The organism is Pseudomonas sp. UMAB-40, assembly GCF_900095275.1.
Lineage (GTDB): Bacteria > Pseudomonadota > Gammaproteobacteria > Pseudomonadales > Pseudomonadaceae > Aquipseudomonas > Aquipseudomonas mandelii_B.
Genome location: NZ_LT607563.1, coordinates 99,444 through 117,851 on the forward strand (window position 1 = coordinate 99,444; position 18,408 = coordinate 117,851).

13 protein-coding genes are annotated in these 18,408 nt (G+C 59.7%); 7 read left to right on the forward strand and 6 right to left on the reverse strand.

Features of this window, described 5'->3' with window-relative positions; genetic code table 11:
* The first annotated feature begins 206 nt into the window (after positions 1-206).
* From K0F88_RS18920 to radA, 3 genes are read left to right on the forward strand one after another with little or no spacing between them, the layout of a single operon-like run.
* Entirely contained in the window at positions 207-1,748 is a 1,542-nt protein-coding gene (locus tag K0F88_RS18920) for a catalase (protein WP_219096076.1), read from the forward strand.
* Between the two features lie 60 nt (positions 1,749-1,808).
* The gene (locus tag K0F88_RS18925; protein WP_094470544.1) at positions 1,809-2,351 is read left to right on the forward strand and encodes an ankyrin repeat domain-containing protein; all 543 of its coding nucleotides are present in this window, start codon (positions 1,809-1,811) and stop codon (positions 2,349-2,351) included.
* Between the two features lie 45 nt (positions 2,352-2,396).
* Positions 2,397-3,764 (forward strand): DNA repair protein RadA, encoded by a 1,368-nt coding sequence (gene radA, locus K0F88_RS18930; RefSeq protein WP_219096077.1) that lies wholly within the window; start codon positions 2,397-2,399, stop codon positions 3,762-3,764.
* A 132-nt stretch (positions 3,765-3,896) separates the two neighbouring features.
* Here radA and K0F88_RS18935 read toward each other — a convergent pair whose 3' ends face one another.
* Positions 3,897-4,265, reverse strand: a complete 369-nt coding sequence (locus K0F88_RS18935; protein ID WP_094470546.1) for a PilZ domain-containing protein — start codon at positions 4,263-4,265, stop codon at positions 3,897-3,899.
* Positions 4,266-4,424: 159 nt separating this feature from the next.
* Here K0F88_RS18935 and K0F88_RS18940 point away from each other — a divergent pair, with 159 nt between their 5' ends.
* The 3 genes from K0F88_RS18940 to yjiA all read left to right on the forward strand — a co-directional run bounded on the left by K0F88_RS18940 (position 4,425) and on the right by yjiA (position 7,833).
* On the forward strand, positions 4,425-6,491 hold the full coding sequence (locus K0F88_RS18940; protein ID WP_219096078.1) for a carbon starvation CstA family protein: 2,067 nt from the start codon (positions 4,425-4,427) through the stop codon (positions 6,489-6,491).
* 14 nt (positions 6,492-6,505) lie between these two features.
* Positions 6,506-6,703 carry a YbdD/YjiX family protein gene (locus tag K0F88_RS18945; RefSeq protein WP_010467494.1) on the forward strand — a complete coding sequence of 66 codons (198 nt, stop codon included), beginning with the start codon at positions 6,506-6,508 and terminating at the stop codon, positions 6,701-6,703.
* A 161-nt stretch (positions 6,704-6,864) separates the two neighbouring features.
* A complete protein-coding gene (yjiA, locus tag K0F88_RS18950; protein ID WP_219096079.1) occupies positions 6,865-7,833 on the forward strand; it encodes a GTPase in 969 nt (322 codons plus the stop codon).
* A 119-nt stretch (positions 7,834-7,952) separates the two neighbouring features.
* On the opposite strand, the gene K0F88_RS18955 is transcribed toward yjiA, so the two are convergent.
* From K0F88_RS18955 to K0F88_RS18975, 5 genes are all read right to left on the reverse strand, one after another.
* Positions 7,953-8,636: a GntR family transcriptional regulator gene (locus K0F88_RS18955; RefSeq protein ID WP_094470549.1), complete on the reverse strand. Its 684-nt coding sequence runs from the start codon at positions 8,634-8,636 to the stop codon at positions 7,953-7,955.
* Positions 8,637-8,661: 25 nt separating this feature from the next.
* Complete coding sequence (locus K0F88_RS18960; RefSeq protein WP_219096080.1) at positions 8,662-9,366, reverse strand: FadR/GntR family transcriptional regulator; 705 nt, start codon at positions 9,364-9,366, stop codon at positions 8,662-8,664.
* Between the two features lie 67 nt (positions 9,367-9,433).
* Complete coding sequence (locus K0F88_RS18965; protein ID WP_219096081.1) at positions 9,434-10,747, reverse strand: C4-dicarboxylate transporter DctA; 1,314 nt, start codon at positions 10,745-10,747, stop codon at positions 9,434-9,436.
* 331 nt (positions 10,748-11,078) lie between these two features.
* Positions 11,079-12,332 (reverse strand): serine hydroxymethyltransferase, encoded by a 1,254-nt coding sequence (gene glyA / locus K0F88_RS18970; protein ID WP_219096082.1) that lies wholly within the window; start codon positions 12,330-12,332, stop codon positions 11,079-11,081.
* Positions 12,333-12,578: 246 nt separating this feature from the next.
* A complete protein-coding gene (locus tag K0F88_RS18975) occupies positions 12,579-16,427 on the reverse strand; it encodes a bifunctional diguanylate cyclase/phosphodiesterase (protein WP_219096083.1) in 3,849 nt (1,282 codons plus the stop codon).
* A 286-nt stretch (positions 16,428-16,713) separates the two neighbouring features.
* Between K0F88_RS18975 and ettA the strand changes: the two genes are divergently transcribed.
* Entirely contained in the window at positions 16,714-18,378 is a 1,665-nt protein-coding gene (ettA, locus tag K0F88_RS18980) for an energy-dependent translational throttle protein EttA (protein WP_010467508.1), read from the forward strand.
* Positions 18,379-18,408 lie beyond the last annotated feature (30 nt).

An 18,408-nucleotide genomic window follows, 5' to 3' on the forward strand; every position in this document is an offset into this window, starting at 1 on the left:
ACAATGCTCGTGTTTATCGACACATGTGCCGCCAATTAGTTTGCAAAGTGCCACCAATCGCGCGCGAACTACGCGCTAACAGGCTGATTAGCCACATAATTTTCTGAATCATCGCATTACGTTCTTTCTATTTATGTTCTGCGGTCCGGGCCTCTAGCCTCTGGGCAGCGCACTTGGAGTGCGCCTTGAAAACAGAGGAACCTGATATGACTTCGACCATTGGCCTTGGGGCTTTCCCCTCTCGGTACACCCTCGGCGTATTAACCGCCAGCCTGCTGTCCTTCTCCGTCCACGCTTCGACCCTGACCCGAGACAACGGCGCTGCCGTGGGCGATAACCAGAACTCGCAAACCGCCGGCGCCAACGGCCCGGTGCTGCTGCAGGACGTGCAACTGATCCAGAAGCTCCAACGCTTTGACCGTGAGCGCATTCCCGAGCGCGTCGTGCATGCCCGCGGCACCGGTGCCCACGGCACCTTCACCGTGACGGATGACCTGAGTGACCTGACCAAGGCCAAGGTGTTTGCGGGTGGTCAGAGCACCCCGGTGTTTGTGCGTTTCTCGGCGGTCGTCCACGGCAACCATTCGCCAGAAACCCTGCGTGATCCGCGGGGCTTTGCCACCAAGTTCTACACCGCGGACGGCAACTGGGACCTGGTCGGCAACAATTTCCCGACCTTTTTCATTCGTGATGCGATCAAATTTCCGGACATGGTCCACGCCTTCAAGCCGGACCCGCGTACCAACCTGGACGATGATGCCCGCCGCTTTGATTTCTTCTCGCATGTCCCGGAAGCCACTCGCACCTTGACGGAGTTGTATTCCAACTCCGGTACACCCGCCAGTTATCGGGAAATGGACGGCAACGGTGTTCATGCTTACAAGTTAGTTAATGCCGAAGGTGCAATTCACTACGTGAAGTTTCACTGGAAAAGTTTGCAGGGGATTAATAACCTCGATCCAAAAGCGGTGACCAAAGTACAAGGCCAAGACTACAGTCATATGACTAATGATTTGGTGTCTCATATTAACAAGGGTGAGTTTCCGAAATGGGACTTGTACGTCCAGGTATTAAATCCTCAAGACGTGTACAAGTTTGATTTCGATACATTGGACGCAACCAAAATATGGCCCGGAGTTCCTGAGCGAAAAGTTGGACAAATGGTGTTGAACCGTAATCCTGCAAATGTCTTCCAGGAAACAGAACAAGTTGCCATGGCACCGGCCAATCTTGTTCCAGGCATCGAACCTTCCGAAGATCGCTTATTACAGGGGCGGGTGTTTTCTTATGCCGATACTCAACTGTATCGCCTGGGGGCCAATGCACTGCAATTGCCGATCAATGCACCCAAGGTCGCCGTGAACAACGGCAATCAGGATGGCGCGATGAACATCGGTCACAGCAGCAGCGGCGTGAATTATCAACCGAGCCGTTTGCTGCGTCGTGACGAGCCGCAAACCGCACGTTACAGCCAGTCGGCCCTGTCGGGCAGCACGCAGCAGGCGAAGATCCAGCGTGAGCAGAACTTCAAGCAGGCCGGCGATCTGTATCGCTCCTTCAGCAAGAAAGAACGCAAGGACCTGATCGAGAGCTTCGGCGGCTCATTGGCCACCACCGATGACGAAAGCAAGCACATCATCCTGTCCTTCCTTTATAAGGCCGACCCGGAATACGGGACGGGCGTGGCCAGGGTGGCCAAGGGTGATCTGGGCCGGGTCAAGGCGCTGGCGGCCAAGCTGGCGGACTGATCGCGTTTGCCTGAAAAAGCGGGGCCTCGGACGAGGTCCCGTCAGACCAAGGAGCTTGCCATGCGTTTTTGCCTATCGCTGTTTCTGGCGTGCGTGTCGTTCAGCGTATTCGGCGGGCCGGCTGAAGATCCCGCAGTGCTGAAGGTTCAACTGCAAAATTATTACTTCGACGCCGCCCGCCGTGGCGATGTGCCGATGCTCGATACCTTCATTGAGGCCAATTATTCCCTCGATACCCGCGACAGCAAGGGCTACACCGCGCTGATTCTTGCGGCCTATCACGGCCAGACAGCCGCCGTGGACCGTTTGCTCGCGGCCGGGGCCGATGCCTGCGCTCAGGATCAGCGCGGCAACACCGCCCTGATGGGTGCCATTTTCAAGGGCGAAATCCAGATCGCCAAAACCCTGTTGGCCGCCCATTGCAGCCCCGACCAACGTAACGGCGCTGGCCAGACGGCCGCGATGTACGCGGGACTGTTCAAGCGAGTCGAATTGCTGGATGAACTCAAGGCCAAGGGCGCCGACCTGAATGCCGAAGATCCGTTGGGCAACAGCGCCGCGCGTCTGGCCAACGGTGAAATCCGCACAGCGGCGCCGCGCTGATCCGCGTCAGCTGAGCTATCATCGCGGTTTTTGCCGGGAGTTCAGATGGCCAAGGCCAAGCGCATGTACGGCTGCACCGAGTGCGGCTCAACCTTCCCCAAGTGGGCCGGCCAGTGCGGCGAGTGCGGGGCCTGGAACACGCTGACCGAAACCATGGTCGAGAGCGGCGCCGCCGCAGCACCCAGCGGTCGCACCGGTTGGACCGGGCAACAGGCACAGATTAAGACCCTGGCCGAAGTCAGCGTCGAAGAGATTCCGCGCTTCTCCACCGCCTCCAGCGAACTCGATCGGGTGTTGGGCGGTGGCCTGGTGGATGGTTCGGTGGTGCTGATCGGCGGTGACCCCGGTATCGGCAAATCGACCATTCTCCTGCAAACCTTGTGCAACCTCGCCAAAGTCATGCCGGCGCTGTACGTCACCGGCGAAGAATCCCAGCAGCAGGTGGCCATGCGCGCGCGCCGTCTCGGCCTGCCTCAGGATCAGCTGCGGGTGATGACCGAAACCTGCATCGAAACCATCATCGCCACTGCCCGGGTCGAAAAGCCCAAGGTCATGGTGATCGACTCCATTCAGACCATCTTTACCGAGCAACTGCAATCGGCACCCGGCGGCGTGTCGCAGGTCAGGGAAAGTGCGGCGTTGCTGGTACGGTATGCCAAGCAGAGCGGCACGGCGATTTTCCTGGTCGGCCACGTGACAAAAGAAGGCGCCTTGGCCGGGCCGCGCGTCCTGGAACACATGGTCGACACGGTGCTGTATTTCGAAGGCGAATCCGATGGACGGCTGCGTCTGTTGCGCGCGGTGAAAAACCGTTTCGGCGCTGTCAACGAATTGGGCGTGTTCGGCATGACCGACAAAGGCCTGAAAGAAGTCTCCAACCCGTCAGCGATTTTTCTGACCCGTGCGCAGGAAGAAGTACCGGGCAGTGTGGTCATGGCGACGTGGGAAGGGACGCGGCCGATGCTGGTGGAAGTCCAGGCGCTGGTGGATGACAGCCATTTGGCGAACCCGCGTCGGGTCACGCTGGGACTGGATCAGAATCGTCTGGCGATGTTGCTGGCGGTGCTGCACCGTCACGGCGGGATTCCGACTCACGATCAGGACGTCTTCCTCAACGTGGTCGGCGGGGTGAAGGTGCTGGAAACGGCCTCCGACCTGGCGTTGATGGCCGCGGTCATGTCCAGTTTGCGCAATCGCCCGCTGCCCCATGACTTGCTGGTGTTCGGTGAAGTCGGGCTGTCGGGCGAAGTGCGCCCGGTGCCGAGTGGCCAGGAACGCTTGAAGGAAGCCGCCAAGCACGGCTTCAAACGCGCCATCGTGCCCAAGGGCAATGCGCCCAAGGAAGCGCCGCCGGGGTTGCAGATTATTGCCGTGACCCGTCTGGAGCAGGCCCTCGACGCATTGTTCGAATAACCTTCCAGGTGGAACACAAACCTTGTGGGAGCGCGCTCGCTCGCGATGGCGGACTATCAGTCAACATCATCGTTGAATGCTAAACCGCCTTCGCGAGCAAGCCCGCTCCCACATCGGATTAGTGTTGGGTCTTTAGATTTCGATCAAAGCGCCCAATTCGCGCTCCAGTTCCTCGGGATCCCCCAGGTTGAACTCGATCAACCGCCGCAGGCGCTCAATCGATTCCAGGCTGATGTGTTTGCAGACGAACCCGAGTTGACCATGATCATCGTGGGTCAACATCACATCCATCTTGATCTCGACGTCTTCGTTTAGATGAATATCCACCAGGAAATGCCAATCCCGATTACCCAGCCACGGCTCGGGCTTCTCGATCAGCAGCCCCTTGAGTGAGAGGTCGATCAGCTTCACCGGCCAGATGAATTCCCCCTGGCTCAGCTCGGTTTTGGCATCGAACGCAATACGTTTGAAGCGGCGACGATCGGCAGGGTGCTCGCTCATGGCGCAATCCTCTAGATGTTCGCTGACTATAGACCCGCATTGTCGGAGCCTGCCAGTCAGGACAGTCTTCTAGACCAATGTCGGGGTATGGCCTTTGCCGTCAGGCGAGCTAAACTCGGGGTGGCTGTCTTTCTTGTCCACTCTGGCTGGAATCATAAAATGAAAAATAATAATAGCCTGCTACGCCATCTACCCTGGCTGCTGCTGGCAATCGTGGGGGCGTGCGCCCTTGGTGTCGTGGCATTGCGCCGAGGCGAGGCGATCAACGCCTTGTGGATTGTGGTCGCTGCCGTGGCCATTTATCTGGTTGCCTACCGCTATTACAGTCTGTTCATCGCCAACAATGTGATGCAACTTGACCCGCGACGGGCCACCCCCGCCGTACTCAACAATGACGGTCTGGACTACGTCCCCACCAACAAACACATCCTCTTTGGTCACCACTTCGCCGCCATCGCTGGCGCGGGGCCGCTGGTCGGCCCGGTATTGGCTGCACAGATGGGCTATCTGCCCGGTACGCTGTGGCTGATCGCCGGCGTGGTGCTGGCCGGTGCGGTTCAGGACTTCATGGTCCTGTTCATGTCCACCCGCCGCAACGGCCGCTCACTGGGCGACATGGTTCGTGAAGAAATGGGCCGTATTCCCGGGACCATCGCGCTGTTTGGCTGCTTCCTGATCATGATCATCATCCTCGCGGTGCTGGCGCTGATCGTCGTGAAAGCCCTGGCCGAGAGCCCATGGGGGATTTTCACGGTGATGGCGACCATCCCGATCGCAATGTTCATGGGCATTTACATGCGCTACATCCGCCCGGGTCGCATTGGCGAAATCTCCGTGGTCGGCGTGTTGCTGCTCTTGGGTTCGATCTGGCTGGGCGGGCAGATAGCCGCCGATCCGGTCTGGGCCAAGGCGTTCAGCTTCACTGGCGTGCAGATTACGTGGATGCTGGTCGGATACGGTTTCGTGGCCGCCTCGCTGCCGGTCTGGCTGATTCTGGCGCCGCGTGACTATCTGTCGACGTTCCTGAAGATCGGCACCATCGTGGCGCTGGCGATCGGCATCCTGGTCACTATGCCCGAGCTGAAAATGCCGGCATTGACCCAGTTCGTCGACGGTACCGGCCCTGTCTGGAAGGGCGGTCTGTTCCCGTTCCTGTTTATCACCATTGCCTGTGGCGCGGTCTCCGGTTTCCACGCGCTGATCTCCTCTGGCACCACACCGAAACTGCTGGATAACGAGGTCAATTCCCGTTACATCGGTTACGGCGCCATGTTGATGGAATCCTTCGTCGCCATCATGGCGATGGTCGCGGCTTCGGTGATCGAGCCAGGCGTGTACTTCGCCATGAACAGCCCGGCGGCAGTCGTCGGCGGTGACGTGGTGGCAGTGGCTCAAACGGTCACCAGCTGGGGCTTTGCAATCACTCCGGAAGCGCTGCAAGCGGTGGCCAAGGACATCGGTGAAACCACGATCCTGGCCCGTGCCGGCGGTGCGCCGACCCTGGCGGTCGGTATTGCGCAGATCCTGCACAGTGTCCTGCCGGGTGAAAACACCATGGCGTTCTGGTACCACTTCGCGATCCTGTTCGAAGCGCTGTTCATTTTGACGGCCGTTGATGCCGGCACCCGTGCCGGGCGTTTCATGCTGCAGGACTTGCTCGGTTCCTTCGTGCCGGCGCTGAAACGCACCGAATCCTGGACCGCCAACCTGATCGCAACCGCCGGTTGCGTGGCGATGTGGGGCTGGTTGCTGTACCAGGGCGTGATCGATCCACTGGGCGGCATCAACACCTTGTGGCCGTTGTTCGGTATCTCCAACCAGATGCTGGCCGGTATTGCGCTGATGCTCGGCACCGTTGTGCTGATCAAAATGAAACGCCAACGCTACGTCTGGGTGACCATGCTGCCAGCGGTCTGGCTGCTGATCTGCACCACCACCGCCGGTTTCATCAAGCTGTTCGACGCCAACCCGGCGATCGGCTTCCTGTCGCTGGCGAAAAAATACAGCGATGCGCTGGCCAACGGCCAGATCCTCGCCCCGGCCAAGGACATCACTCAGATGCAGCACGTGATCTTCAACGCTTACACCAACGCAACGCTGACGGCGCTGTTCCTGTTCGTGGTCTTCAGCATCCTGTTCTATGCGCTCAAGGTCGGTATTTCCGCCTGGGGCAGCAAAGAACGCACGGATAAAGAAGCACCGTTCCAGGCGCTGCCGGATGCCTAATCGAGGATTGCACCATGTTCAATGACCTGAGTCGCCTCGGTAAATACCTCGGTCAGGCCGCGCGCCTGATGGTCGGCATGCCCGACTACGACAACTACGTCGAGCATATGCAAACCAAACACCCGGACAAACCGATGATGAGCTACGAGATGTTCTTTCGGGAACGCCAAGAGGCTCGTTACGGTGGCAAGGGTGGGCCGAAGTGCTGTTGATGCAACAGTCGGCTTGATGCAATCCCTGTGGGAGCGGGCTTGCCCGCGATGACGGACTATCAGTCAACATTGATGTTGAATGGTAAATCGCTATCGCGGGCAAGCCCGCTCCCACATTTGTTTTGTGTTGCTTTTTAATTTTGTGAAACAGGAGACTCCAGTTGTCCTCTCCCATCCCGGTAACCATCCTCAGCGGCTTCCTCGGCGCCGGTAAGACCACGCTGCTGCGCCACCTGCTCAAAGCCGAGCACGGCCTGAAAATCGCGGTGATCGAGAACGAATTCAGTGACGCCGGCATCGACACCCAGCTGTTGGGTGATGAACCGGTGCAAGTGATGACGCTGTCCAACGGCTGCGTCTGCTGCACCATCCACACCGACCTGACCAAGGCCTTGTACCTGCTGCTCGAACGCCTGGACGGCGGCGAAATCGCCTTTGACCGTCTGGTGATCGAATGCACCGGCCTGGCCGATCCGGCGCCAGTGGCGCAAACCTTTTTCATCGATGAAGAGCTGCGCGAGCGTTACATCCTCGACGGCATCATCACCCTGGTCGACGCGGCGCACGCCGACACTCACCTGACGCAAACCATCGCCCAGGCGCAAATCGGTTTCGCCGACCGCTTGCTGGTGAGCAAGCGCGATCTGGTGGACGAAGCGACGTTTACCGCACTGAGCGAACGCCTGACCCGCATCAACCGTCGCGCGCCGATTCGTGTGGTCGAACACGGCAAGATCGACCTGGCCGAATTGCTCGACGTGCGCGGTTTCAACCTGAATGCCGACCTCGGCGGCGTCAGCCTGCGCCCGGTGGCCAAGGCGCCCTCCATCGACCGGATCTCCAGCCTGGTGCTGCGCACCGACAAGCCGCTGGATATCGACAAGCTCAGCGAGTTCATGAACGAGCTGCTGGAAGACCATGGCAAGCAATTGCTGCGCTACAAAGGTGTGTTGAGCATCGTTGGTGAGCCGCGTCGGATGGTGTTTCAGGGCGTGTTGAAGTTATACGGATTCGATTGGGATACCGAATGGGCGGACGACGAGGCGCGGGAAAGCGTCATCGTGTTCATTGCCGATGATTTGCCGGAAGAGAAGATTCGGGAAGGGTTTGCGCGGGTGGCTGCGGACTAGAATTATCGGCGCCTGTCATGCCGTCATCGCGGGCAAGCCCGCTCCCACAGGTTTTTCGGGTGAGGAAAAAAGTGAGCACCGAAGATCACTGTGGGAGCGGGCTTGCCCGCGATGGCGATTTACCCGGCAACACGATTCTGGCCTGAACTCGATTCAGAGTTCAGTAAGGCCTCTTCAAGAAAATCCAAGTGCCGGCTCAGCAATGCCTCTGCAGCCATGGCATCTCCACGCTCCACCGCATGGATAATGTCCTCATGCCACCCGCAATAACCCTCCGCCGGCGCATCAAACTGCGCAATCGCCAGTGAAGTCAGCGGCACCAGGCTACCCAGAAAATGCGCCAACGGGGCATTCCCCGCCATTTCCGCCAACTGCAAATGAAACTCCCCGGCCAACCGGATCGCCGTGCCACGCGCGGTACAGTGGCGCTCGCTCTCGATCAGGGCATGCAGGCGGTTCAAGTCTTGCGCACGAGGTTGCTGGCAGGCGAGCCGCACCAAGGTGGTCTCGGTCAGCCGCCGGGCATGCAGTGTCTGCCGGGTCTGCTCGGCATCAAGCGCGGCGATGCGGGGTCGATGGTTTGCCCGTAGGACGATGATTTGCTGATGAGACAGGCGCGTCAGCACGCCACGAATGTCACTGCGTCGAACGCTGAACATCTGCGCCAGGCTTTCTTCGGTAAAGCGGCTGGACGCAGTGAGGCGCTGTTCGAGAATGGCGTCGAAGATCCGCGAATAGAGATCGTCCGCCCGCGCTGGAAAGGGCAGGGCAGTGAGTGTTTGCGGTGAGGCGAAGCTATTCATGGCCTGTCTCCAGTTCGAAGCAGTTTTAACTGCCGAGGTTGTCGTCCGGGATATTCAACTCGATGCCCATCCGCTGGCCTTCCCGAAGGATGTGCCGACGCATCTCGGCACTGGCCTGGGCGCTGTTTTTACTGCGAATCGCGCGCACCACGGCTTCGTTCTCTTCAAGGCGCTCAGCCAGGTGCTCGGGGGAGTTGCGCAGCACCTCGGCGCTTTGCTTGAGGGCATTGCTGGTCTGCTGCACCACGCTCTGGAAAATCGGGTTCGAGGTCAGCGTGAACAGTTCTTCGTGGAACGCGATGTAGGCGTTCACCCCGGCCTCGCTGTCGTTGGCTTCCAGCGCTTCGCGCATGTCCATCAGGGTCAGGCGCAGTTGCCCGACTTCCTTGCTGCTGATCGACTGCGCGACCAGGCCGACGATAAACGGCTCGAGGGTGTAGCGCAGTTGCAGCACGTCTTCCAGGCTGGCGCCGGCCAGCGCGCTGTCGTGGCTTTGGCTGTCGCTGAGATGGGCGTCCAGCACCACCACGCCTTTGCCAGGCATCGAGCGCACCAGGCCAAGGGTTTCCAGCACGATCACCGCTTCACGCAGGCTCGGGCGGCTGATGCCCAGTTGTTCGGCCAGTTCACGTTGCCCCGGCAGCATTTCGCCGGAGCGCCACTGACCACGGGCCAAAGCGGCCCGGAGTTTTTCTACTACTGAATTCACAACGGTCGACGAGGTGATCACTGTTCGCTCCATGAGCTTCCAAAACGGTTGTTGACCGTGCCTGCCCGCAGGCAGGCACGGCGATTATTCAGAATTCCTGCTGATGCGCCGGGGCCACAGGTTTTCTCGGCTGGAAGGTATAACCCACTTGTCCGGAAAGCACTTTGTTCGCCCGTTGAATATCGATGTCCTTCTCCCAGCGGGCAATGGCCACGGTGGCGACGCAGTTGCCGATCAGGTTGGTCAGCGCCCGGCCGATGCCCATGAACCAGTCCACTGCCAGTACCAGCACCAGCCCGACCACCGGAATCGCCGGGATCGCCGTGAGTGTTGCCGCCAGAATCACCAGCGCCGAGCCGGGAATCCCGTGGGCACCTTTTGAGGTAATCAGCGAGACCAACAGAATCGTCAGCAAGTCGGTCATGGCCAACGGCGTGCCGGTGGCGTTGGCGATGAAGACGATGGCCAGGGTCAGGTAGATTGAGAACCCATCGAGGTTGAATGAATAACCCGTAGGAATCACCAGACCGACCGTCGAACTGCCGATGCCCAAGTGCTCAAGCTTGCGCATGATTTGTGGCAGCACGGCGTCGGACGAGGCGGTGCCCATGACAATCAGCAATTCTTCGCGCAGGTACTTGAGCAGTGGCCACATCCGCAGGCCGGACAAACGCATCACCAGGCCAAGAATCAGCGACACGAACGCTACGCAGGTCAGGTAGAACAGGCCGACCAGGCTGCCCAGGTGCTGCAGCGAATCCAGGCCATATTTGCTGGTGGTGAACGCGATGGCGCCGAACACGCCGATCGGCGCCAGACGCACGATCATGCCCATGATGCGGAAGATCACGTGGCTCAGTTCATTGATCAGTCGGGAAATACCCGACGCTGCTTCGCCTACCAGGTTCAGCGCACTGCCGAACAACACCGAAAACAGCAGCACTTGCAGGATGTTGTTCTCCGCGAAGGCGCCGATGACCGAGGTCGGGATCAGGTTCATCAGGAACTGGGAGGTGGTTTGCATGTGCTGACCGCGCTGGGCGATGTCGCCCATGTCGGCAGCGGAAAGCTGATCCAGATGAATGTTCGCGCCGCTGCCGATGCCGGTGGTGAACGCGAACACCAGACCGATCACCAGGGCGATGGTGGTCAGGATTTCGAAATAGATCACCGATTTCAGGCCGATGCGTCCGACCTTCTTCAAGTCGCCGGCACCGCTGATGCCGCTGACCACTACGCAGAACACGATCAGACCGATGAGCATCTTGATCAGTTTGATGAAGCCATCGCCGAGCGGTTTGAGCTGGGCGGAGTATTCAGGAAGGGTCAGCCCGCAGACGATGCCGAGCACCAGTCCGAGAACCACTTGGAGGAAGATTGAACGCGAGCACCATCTGAGCATGGGAGGAATCCTGGTCGGTGTCCTGGCTGCCGTGCGCTTGAGTGAGCGCATCAGATTCAGGACTTAATTATTGTGGTCTTACCGGTATGTCCAGTGCAGGCGCAGTCTAGGCGCTGTTTTTGGGATATCGCAAGCGGAAATTGTGTGATTGGCATGGCCGGTCTGACCAGTGGTGCTATTCCTGTAGGAGCCGGCTTGCTGGCGATGGCGGCCGAAAGATCATTGCAAGGCTCAAGGACGTATTGCCAGCAAGCCGGCTCCTACAAATCCAAGGCGAAAAAAAACCGGCCATCACTGGCCGGTTTTTTAGTGCTGCGGTTCAGCGGTGCAATTAAGCGCCGTACACCGGCAGCTTCTTGCAGATGGCCTTGACCTTCTCACGAACGGCGTCGATCACCGCTTCGTTGTTCAGGTCAGCCAGGATGTCGCAGATCCAGCCAGCCAGCTCTTTGCACTCTGCTTCCTTGAAGCCGCGAGTGGTCACAGCCGGAGTACCGAAGCGCAGGCCAGAGGTGACGAACGGGGAGCGTGGGTCGTTTGGCACGGAGTTCTTGTTCACGGTGATGAACGCTTTGCCCAGAGCGGCGTCGGCGTCTTTACCGGAGATGTCCTGCTTGATCAGCGACAGCAGGAACAGGTGGTTCTTGGTACCGCCGGACACCACGTCGAAACCGCGCTGGATGAACACTTCGGCCATGGCCTGAGCGTTTTTCACCACTTGTTCCTGGTAAGCCTTGAACTCAGGCTGCAGTGCTTCCTTGAAGCAGATCGCCTTGGCGGCGATCACGTGCTCCAGCGGGCCACCCTGGGCGCCCGGGAATACCGCGGAGTTCAGCTTCTTCTCGATGTCAGCGTTGGCGCGAGCCAGGATCAGGCCGCCACGTGGACCGCGTAGGGTCTTGTGCGTGGTGGTGGTCACGACGTCAGCGAATGGAACCGGGTTCGGGTAGACGCCAGCGGCGACCAGACCGGCCACGTGGGCCATGTCGACGAACAGGTAGGCGCCAACTTTGTCAGCGATTTCGCGGAAACGCGGGAAGTCGAGGATCTGCGAGTAGGCAGAGAAACCGGCCACGATCATTTTTGGCTTGTGCTCAACGGCCAGGCGCTCGACTTCGTCGTAATCGATCAGGCCATTGGCGTCGATGCCGTATTGAACGGCGTTGTACAGCTTGCCGGAGGAGGAAACGCTGGCACCGTGGGTCAGGTGACCGCCGTGGGCCAGGCTCATGCCCAGGATGGTGTCGCCCGCTTGCAGCAGAGCCAGGTAAACGGCGCTGTTGGCTTGCGAACCAGCGTGCGGCTGAACGTTGGCGTAATCGGCGCCGAACAGTTCTTTGGCGCGGTCGATGGCCAGTTGCTCAACCACGTCGACGAACTCGCAACCACCGTAGTAGCGCTTGCCCGGGTAGCCTTCGGCGTATTTGTTGGTCAGTACCGAGCCTTGAGCTTCCATCACCGCTGGGCTGGTGTAGTTTTCCGAAGCGATCAGCTCGATGTGTTCATCCTGGCGCTGAGCTTCTTGCTCCATGGCGGCAAAAAGATCGGCGTCGTACTTGGCAATAGTCAAATCACGGCTGAACATGGCGGTCCTCAAGGATCGGGGCAGAAAAGGGGGGCATTCTAACCCAATGGGTTTTAGATGGCATATGAAAGGACATCATGTCGCAGACAAGTGGGCTTCATGACGGGATCAGTGGTGATTGTGCAGGCCTCATCGCGGGCAAGCCCGCTCCCACAGGGATCTTCAGTGGTCACAAATCTTGGATTCACCAAAAAACTGTGAGAGCGGGCTTGCCCGCGATGGGGCCGGCAGTCTCTGCGCAAGGCCTCAGTCGAACATGAACAGCGCATCATTGCTGAACTGCGCCTCAAACCGGCCCGCCGGCATCGGCCGCCCGAACAGATACCCCTGAACCTCATCGCACCCATGCTCACGCAGGAAGTCGAGTTGCTCGTGGGTTTCCACACCTTCGGCAATCACCGCCAGGTTGAGGCTATGGGCCATGGCAATGATCGCCCGGGCAATCTGTGCATCCTGTTCGCCCGACGGCAGGCCATCAACGAAGGTGCGGTCGATTTTCAGCACGTCGATCGGGAATTGCTTGAGGTAGTTGAGCGAGGAATACCCGGTGCCGAAGTCATCGACCGCAATACTCAGGCCGAGGTTTTTCAACCCGGCGAGGATCTGCATCGCTTCGCTGACTTCACGCATCAGGATACTTTCGGTCAGCTCCAGCTCCAGGCATGCCGGCGGCAGGCCGGTTTCCTTGAGGATGGTGGCGATCCGCGTCCCGAGCTGGCCGTCGGAGAATTGCCGGGCCGAAATGTTCACCGACACCTTCGGCACCCGCACCTTGGCCTGATGCCAGGTCTTGAGCTGCCGGCAGGCTTCGCTGATCACCCAGTCACCGACATCCACCACCAGCCCAAGCTCTTCGAGCACCGGAATGAAATCCCCCGGCGGCACCAGGCCGCGACGTGGATGACGCCAGCGCAGCAGGGCTTCGGCGCCGGTCAGGCGTTTGCCATCGCCGCTGAACTGCGGCTGGTAGTACAGAACGAATTCGTCTTGTTCCAGGGCATGACGCAAGTCGCTTTCCAGTTCCAGGCGCTCCAGGGCGCTGGCGTTCATGTCCGCCTGATAGAACTGGAAGTTGTTCTTGCCGCGCTCCTTGGCGTGATACATCGCGGTGTCGGCGTTTTTCATCAGCTGACTGAGTTCGTTGCCATCCTGCGGGCTCAAGGCAATACCGATACTGGCGGTGACGAAGAACTCGCGGCCTTCCAGCACGAACGGTGTCACCAGGCTGGCGAGGATTTGCTCGGCGACATGGATCGCCCTGTTCAAGGCGACTTCACGGTTGGCCCGAGGTTGCAGCAACAAGGTGAATTCATCGCCGCCCATGCGCGCCACGGTGTCGTCATCGTCGACGCAACCGAGCAGGCGCGTGGCCATTTCCTTGAGCATACGGTCGCCGGCCGCATGGCCGAGGGAATCGTTGATCGGCTTGAAACGGTCTAGGTCGAGGAACATCAGCACGACCCAGGACTTCTGCCGCTCGGCTGATTGCAGCGCGTTGTGCAGACGGTCCTGGAACAGCGTGCGGTTGGGCAGGTGAGTCAGGGCGTCGTAGTAGGCGAGGCGGTGAATCCGCTGCTCGCTGGCCTTGCGCTCGCTGATGTCGCTGAAGAAGCACACGTAACTGGCCAGGTCACCTTCATCGTCGAGCACTGCCGTGATGCCGACCCAGGCCGGGTAATGCTCGCCGTTGCGCCGCTTGAGCCAGACTTCGCCTTCCCAGGTGCTGTTCTGATGCAGTTGCTTGAGCACATAACGCAGGTGGGCTTCCTGCTGCTCGTCGACGGTCAGCATGTTCGGCAATTGGTCCAGCACCTGCTCCACGGCATAACCGCTGACGCGACTGAACGCTTCGTTGGCCTGGACGATGTAGCCGGCCGGGTCGGTGATCAGGATCGCCGACGTCGAATGTTCGAAGACCGTGGCCGCCATGCGCAGGTCCTTTTCGGCCCGGCGTTGCTGGCTGATGTCGCGGCCGACGCCCAGCACGCCTTCGAAGGCCCCGTGTTCGTCCCAGACCAGTACCAGCCGTAGCTCGATCGGAATTTTGCGCCCGTCGCCGCGCAGGCAATCGAACAGGAACAGTTGGGTCTGCACCTGACTGCGCAGCAGTGCCAGTTGCTCGGGTTTATCCAGCGCTTTGCTGACCCGATCCATCAAGCCGTAAATGCCGGTCAGTTGCTGCGGGTTGGCGATGGTCGATTGCCAGCCGTTCTGGAAGATCCACTCGGCGTCGTAGCCCAACACGGCTTGTACCGACGGGCTGACGTAGTTGAGCTTCATTTTGCTGTCGGTGGAGAAAATGACGTCGCTGATGCTTTCGGCGAGCATCCGGTAGCGCTGCTCGCTGTCACGCAGGGATTCACTGGCTTCGATCTGATCGGTGATGTCCTTGGCCACACCGATGATCCGCGTGACTTGATCGTGTTTGTCCCGCGCCAGTGCCTGTTCGCGAATGTCGAAACGCCGCCACTTGCCGTCGCGATGACGGAACCGCAACTGGCATTGCAGCAATTGGGTGTAACCCGCGTGGCGCTGGGTCTGGCGCGAGCGGTGGTAGTAATCGGCATCTTCGGGGTGCAGGAGGATTTCCCAGAAATACTCGCCCATCTGGTGCAACTCGGTACGGTTGTAACCGAGGGTCTGGCCCAGGTGGTGGTTGCTGAAAATCATTCGCTGGCTGATCACGTCCTGCACGTACAGGTGATCCGGCACGGTGCGCACCACATCGGACCAGAAGCCTTCACGTTCCAGCAGCGACAGCTCGATGAGCTTGCGGCTGGTGATGTCGGTGATGCTCAGGATCACCGCTTTATAGTCGGCGTGATCTTCCGGCAGGCGCAGCACCAGCCACAGGTGCTGGTCGCGGCCATTGGCGTCCTGGAGTTTGATTTCCAGCTCGAGCTGTCTCTGCTGGTTGAACACCGTTTCGAGCACTTGATGGCCGATGGCGGTGCCGTCCTGCGGGCAGCCGTCAATCAACAGTTTCCACGCCTGAGCACAGGAATTGACGTTGAGCAGTTGCAGGGCAACCTGGTTGACCTCGGTGATGCGCAGTTCCTGGAGCAATTGCTGGCGTTGCTCCGGTCTGTCGAGCCAGGCCTTGAGTTGCTCGCTGCTGTGCAGTTGGGCTTTGTCGAAGAAGGTCTTGAGCCCGGAGACGTCCAATACGCACAGGGCAACGCCAGTGCCTTCGAAAATATCGTGATAGCGGCGGCGGCCCTCATGCAACTGGCGCTGACGGCGGCGAATGTTCAGCAGCGCGATGAACGGCAGCAGGGAAAAGGCCAGTCCCAACAGGCATTTGCCGATGAATGCCGGCAACAGTTGTTCGAGCACTTGCTGGCGATCGAACAGTCCGCGCAGTTGCCAATCGCTGCTGCTCAGGGGCACCGTCAACACGCTGTTGGCCAGATCGTCCGGGGACAACGCGCTCGGTTTAACCGAAGGCGACGCTTCATCGCGGCTGATGATCTGGTGATTGACCCGGTTTTCCACCAGCCACAGCGGGCGGATGCCGGCTTCGTTTTGCTTGGTCAGAGACGAGAAAAATGTCGGCGTCAGGCGCAGGGCCCAGTAACCACGGCTGCTGCCACTGGCCTGATGCAGCAGCAGGTGCACCACTGAACCGTCGTCGGCATTGCTGAAATAGTGGGCCTGGGCGCGGCTGCGTCGGACCAGCTCACCCAGGTAATCGGCATCCTGGGCGTCGGCGGCGCTGTCGCTGAGGATTTTGCCGGAAGGACTGAGCAACGCCAGGCTGCGCAGTTCAGGCAGCGATTGTTGAAGCTTGCGCAGCAGCGCCTGCTGTTCGTCGGCACTTTGCGGTTGCTCGACGATCGGTAGCAGGTTCAGCGCGATCTGGGCCTTGAGCGCCATGTTCAGGCTGACTTGCGCGGCCAGGTCGGCGGTGTAGTCGATGGTGTATTGCCGCTGGTGTTTCTGTGTTTCGCGCAGCTGATCCAGCAGCTGCCAGAACAACAAGGCGAGCAACAACAGCACGAGTGTCGCCAACGCACCCTTCAAGGATCCGCGCAGGGGCGAGCCGGTCGCAGGATGGGCTGCGCTCACGGACGAAGGCGGAGAGACATTAGACAAACTGTAATCCTGCGGTTTGGCTGGACTGGCGCGACGTGCACTATAAGCCGGACGCCCGAAGGGCGGCTAGCATGCCTTGTGTTGTGGCTAAGTGCCAGCCCCTCACGGCTGGACTGCCACCTGTCATTCAGGTAGCTTTGCCGGTTACGCGGGAGCGTTCCAGCTCCTAGACTCAGACTTTTTCAGCGCTCATGCATTGATACATTATCAATCTGACGACGCGCACAGTCTGGCCGGGCATCGCCTGCGCTCCAATCATTCATCTGTCACTGACCCAAGGTTCTCCATGGCTCAATACGTCTTCACCATGCATCGGCTGGGAAAAGTTGTTCCGCCGAAGCGGGAAATCCTGAAAAACATTTCGCTGTCCTTCTTCCCCGGCGCAAAGATCGGCGTGCTCGGCCTCAACGGTTCGGGTAAGTCCACGCTGTTGAAAATCATGGCGGGCGTCGACACCGAGTTCGAGGGCGAAGCCCGTCCGATGCCGGAGCTGAACATCGGCTACCTGCCGCAAGAGCCGATCCTGGACCCGACCAAGACCGTGCGTGAAGTGGTCGAGGAAGCGGTCAGCGTGATCAAGAACGCCCAGGCTCGCCTGGACGAGGTCTACGCCGCTTACGCTGATGAAGATGCCGACTTCGACAAACTGGCCGCCGAACAGGCCAAGCTCGAAGCCATCCTGCAAGCCAGCGACGGTCACAATCTGGATCGCCAACTGGAAGTCGCCGCCGATGCCCTGCGTCTGCCGGCCTGGGATGCCAAGATCGAATTCCTTTCCGGTGGTGAGAAGCGTCGCGTGGCCCTGTGCCGCCTGCTGTTGTCCGCACCGGACATGCTGCTGCTCGACGAACCGACCAACCACCTGGACGCCGATTCCGTCGCCTGGCTGGAGCACTTCCTGCACGACTTCCCGGGCACCGTGGTCGCGATCACGCACGACCGGTACTTCCTGGACAACGTTGCCGGCTGGATCCTCGAGCTCGACCGCGGCGCCGGTATCCCTTACGAGGGCAACTATTCGGGTTGGCTCGAAGCCAAATCCGATCGTCTGGCTGCCGAATCCAAGCAGCAGTCGGCCCACGAAAAAGCCATGAAGGAAGAACTGGAGTGGGTGCGCAAAGGCGCCAAGGCCCGCCAGTCCAAATCCAAGGCTCGTCTGCAACGCTTTGAAGAAATGCAGTCGCAGGAATTCCAGAAGCGCAGCGAAACCAACGAGATCTACATCCCGGCCGGTCCACGCCTGGGTGACAAGGTCATCGAGTTCAAGAACGTTTCCAAGGGTTACGGCGATCGCGTGTTGATCGACAACCTGTCGTTCTCCATGCCGAAAGGCGCCATCGTTGGCGTGATCGGCGGTAACGGTGCCGGTAAATCGACCCTGTTCCGCATGCTGATGGGCAAGGAAACACCGGATTCGGGCAGCATCGAAGTCGGCGAAACCGTGCAATTGGCGTGCGTCGATCAGAGCCGCGAAGACCTGGACGGCAGCAAGACGGTGTTCCAGCAAATCTCTGACGGTTCCGACCAGATCCGCATTGGCAACTACGAGATCCCGTCGCGCACCTACGTCGGTCGCTTCAACTTCAAGGGCGGCGACCAGCAGAAGTTCGTCAAGGACCTGTCCGGTGGTGAGCGCGGTCGCTTGCACCTGGCCCTGACCTTGAAAGAGGGCGGCAACGTCCTGCTGCTCGACGAACCGTCCAACGACCTCGACGTTGAAACCCTGCGTTCCCTGGAAGAAGCCCTGCTGGACTTCCCGGGCGCCGCCATTGTGATCTCTCACGATCGGTGGTTCCTTGACCGCGTCGCGACGCACATCCTGGCTTACGAAGACGACTCGCAAGCAGTGTTCTTCGAAGGTAACTACACCGAGTACGAAGCCGATCGCAAGAAACGCCTCGGTGAAGCGGCTTCCCAGCCACATCGTGTACGGCACAAGAAACTGGCCTGATATCGGGTCGGTTGCATAAAAAACGGAGCC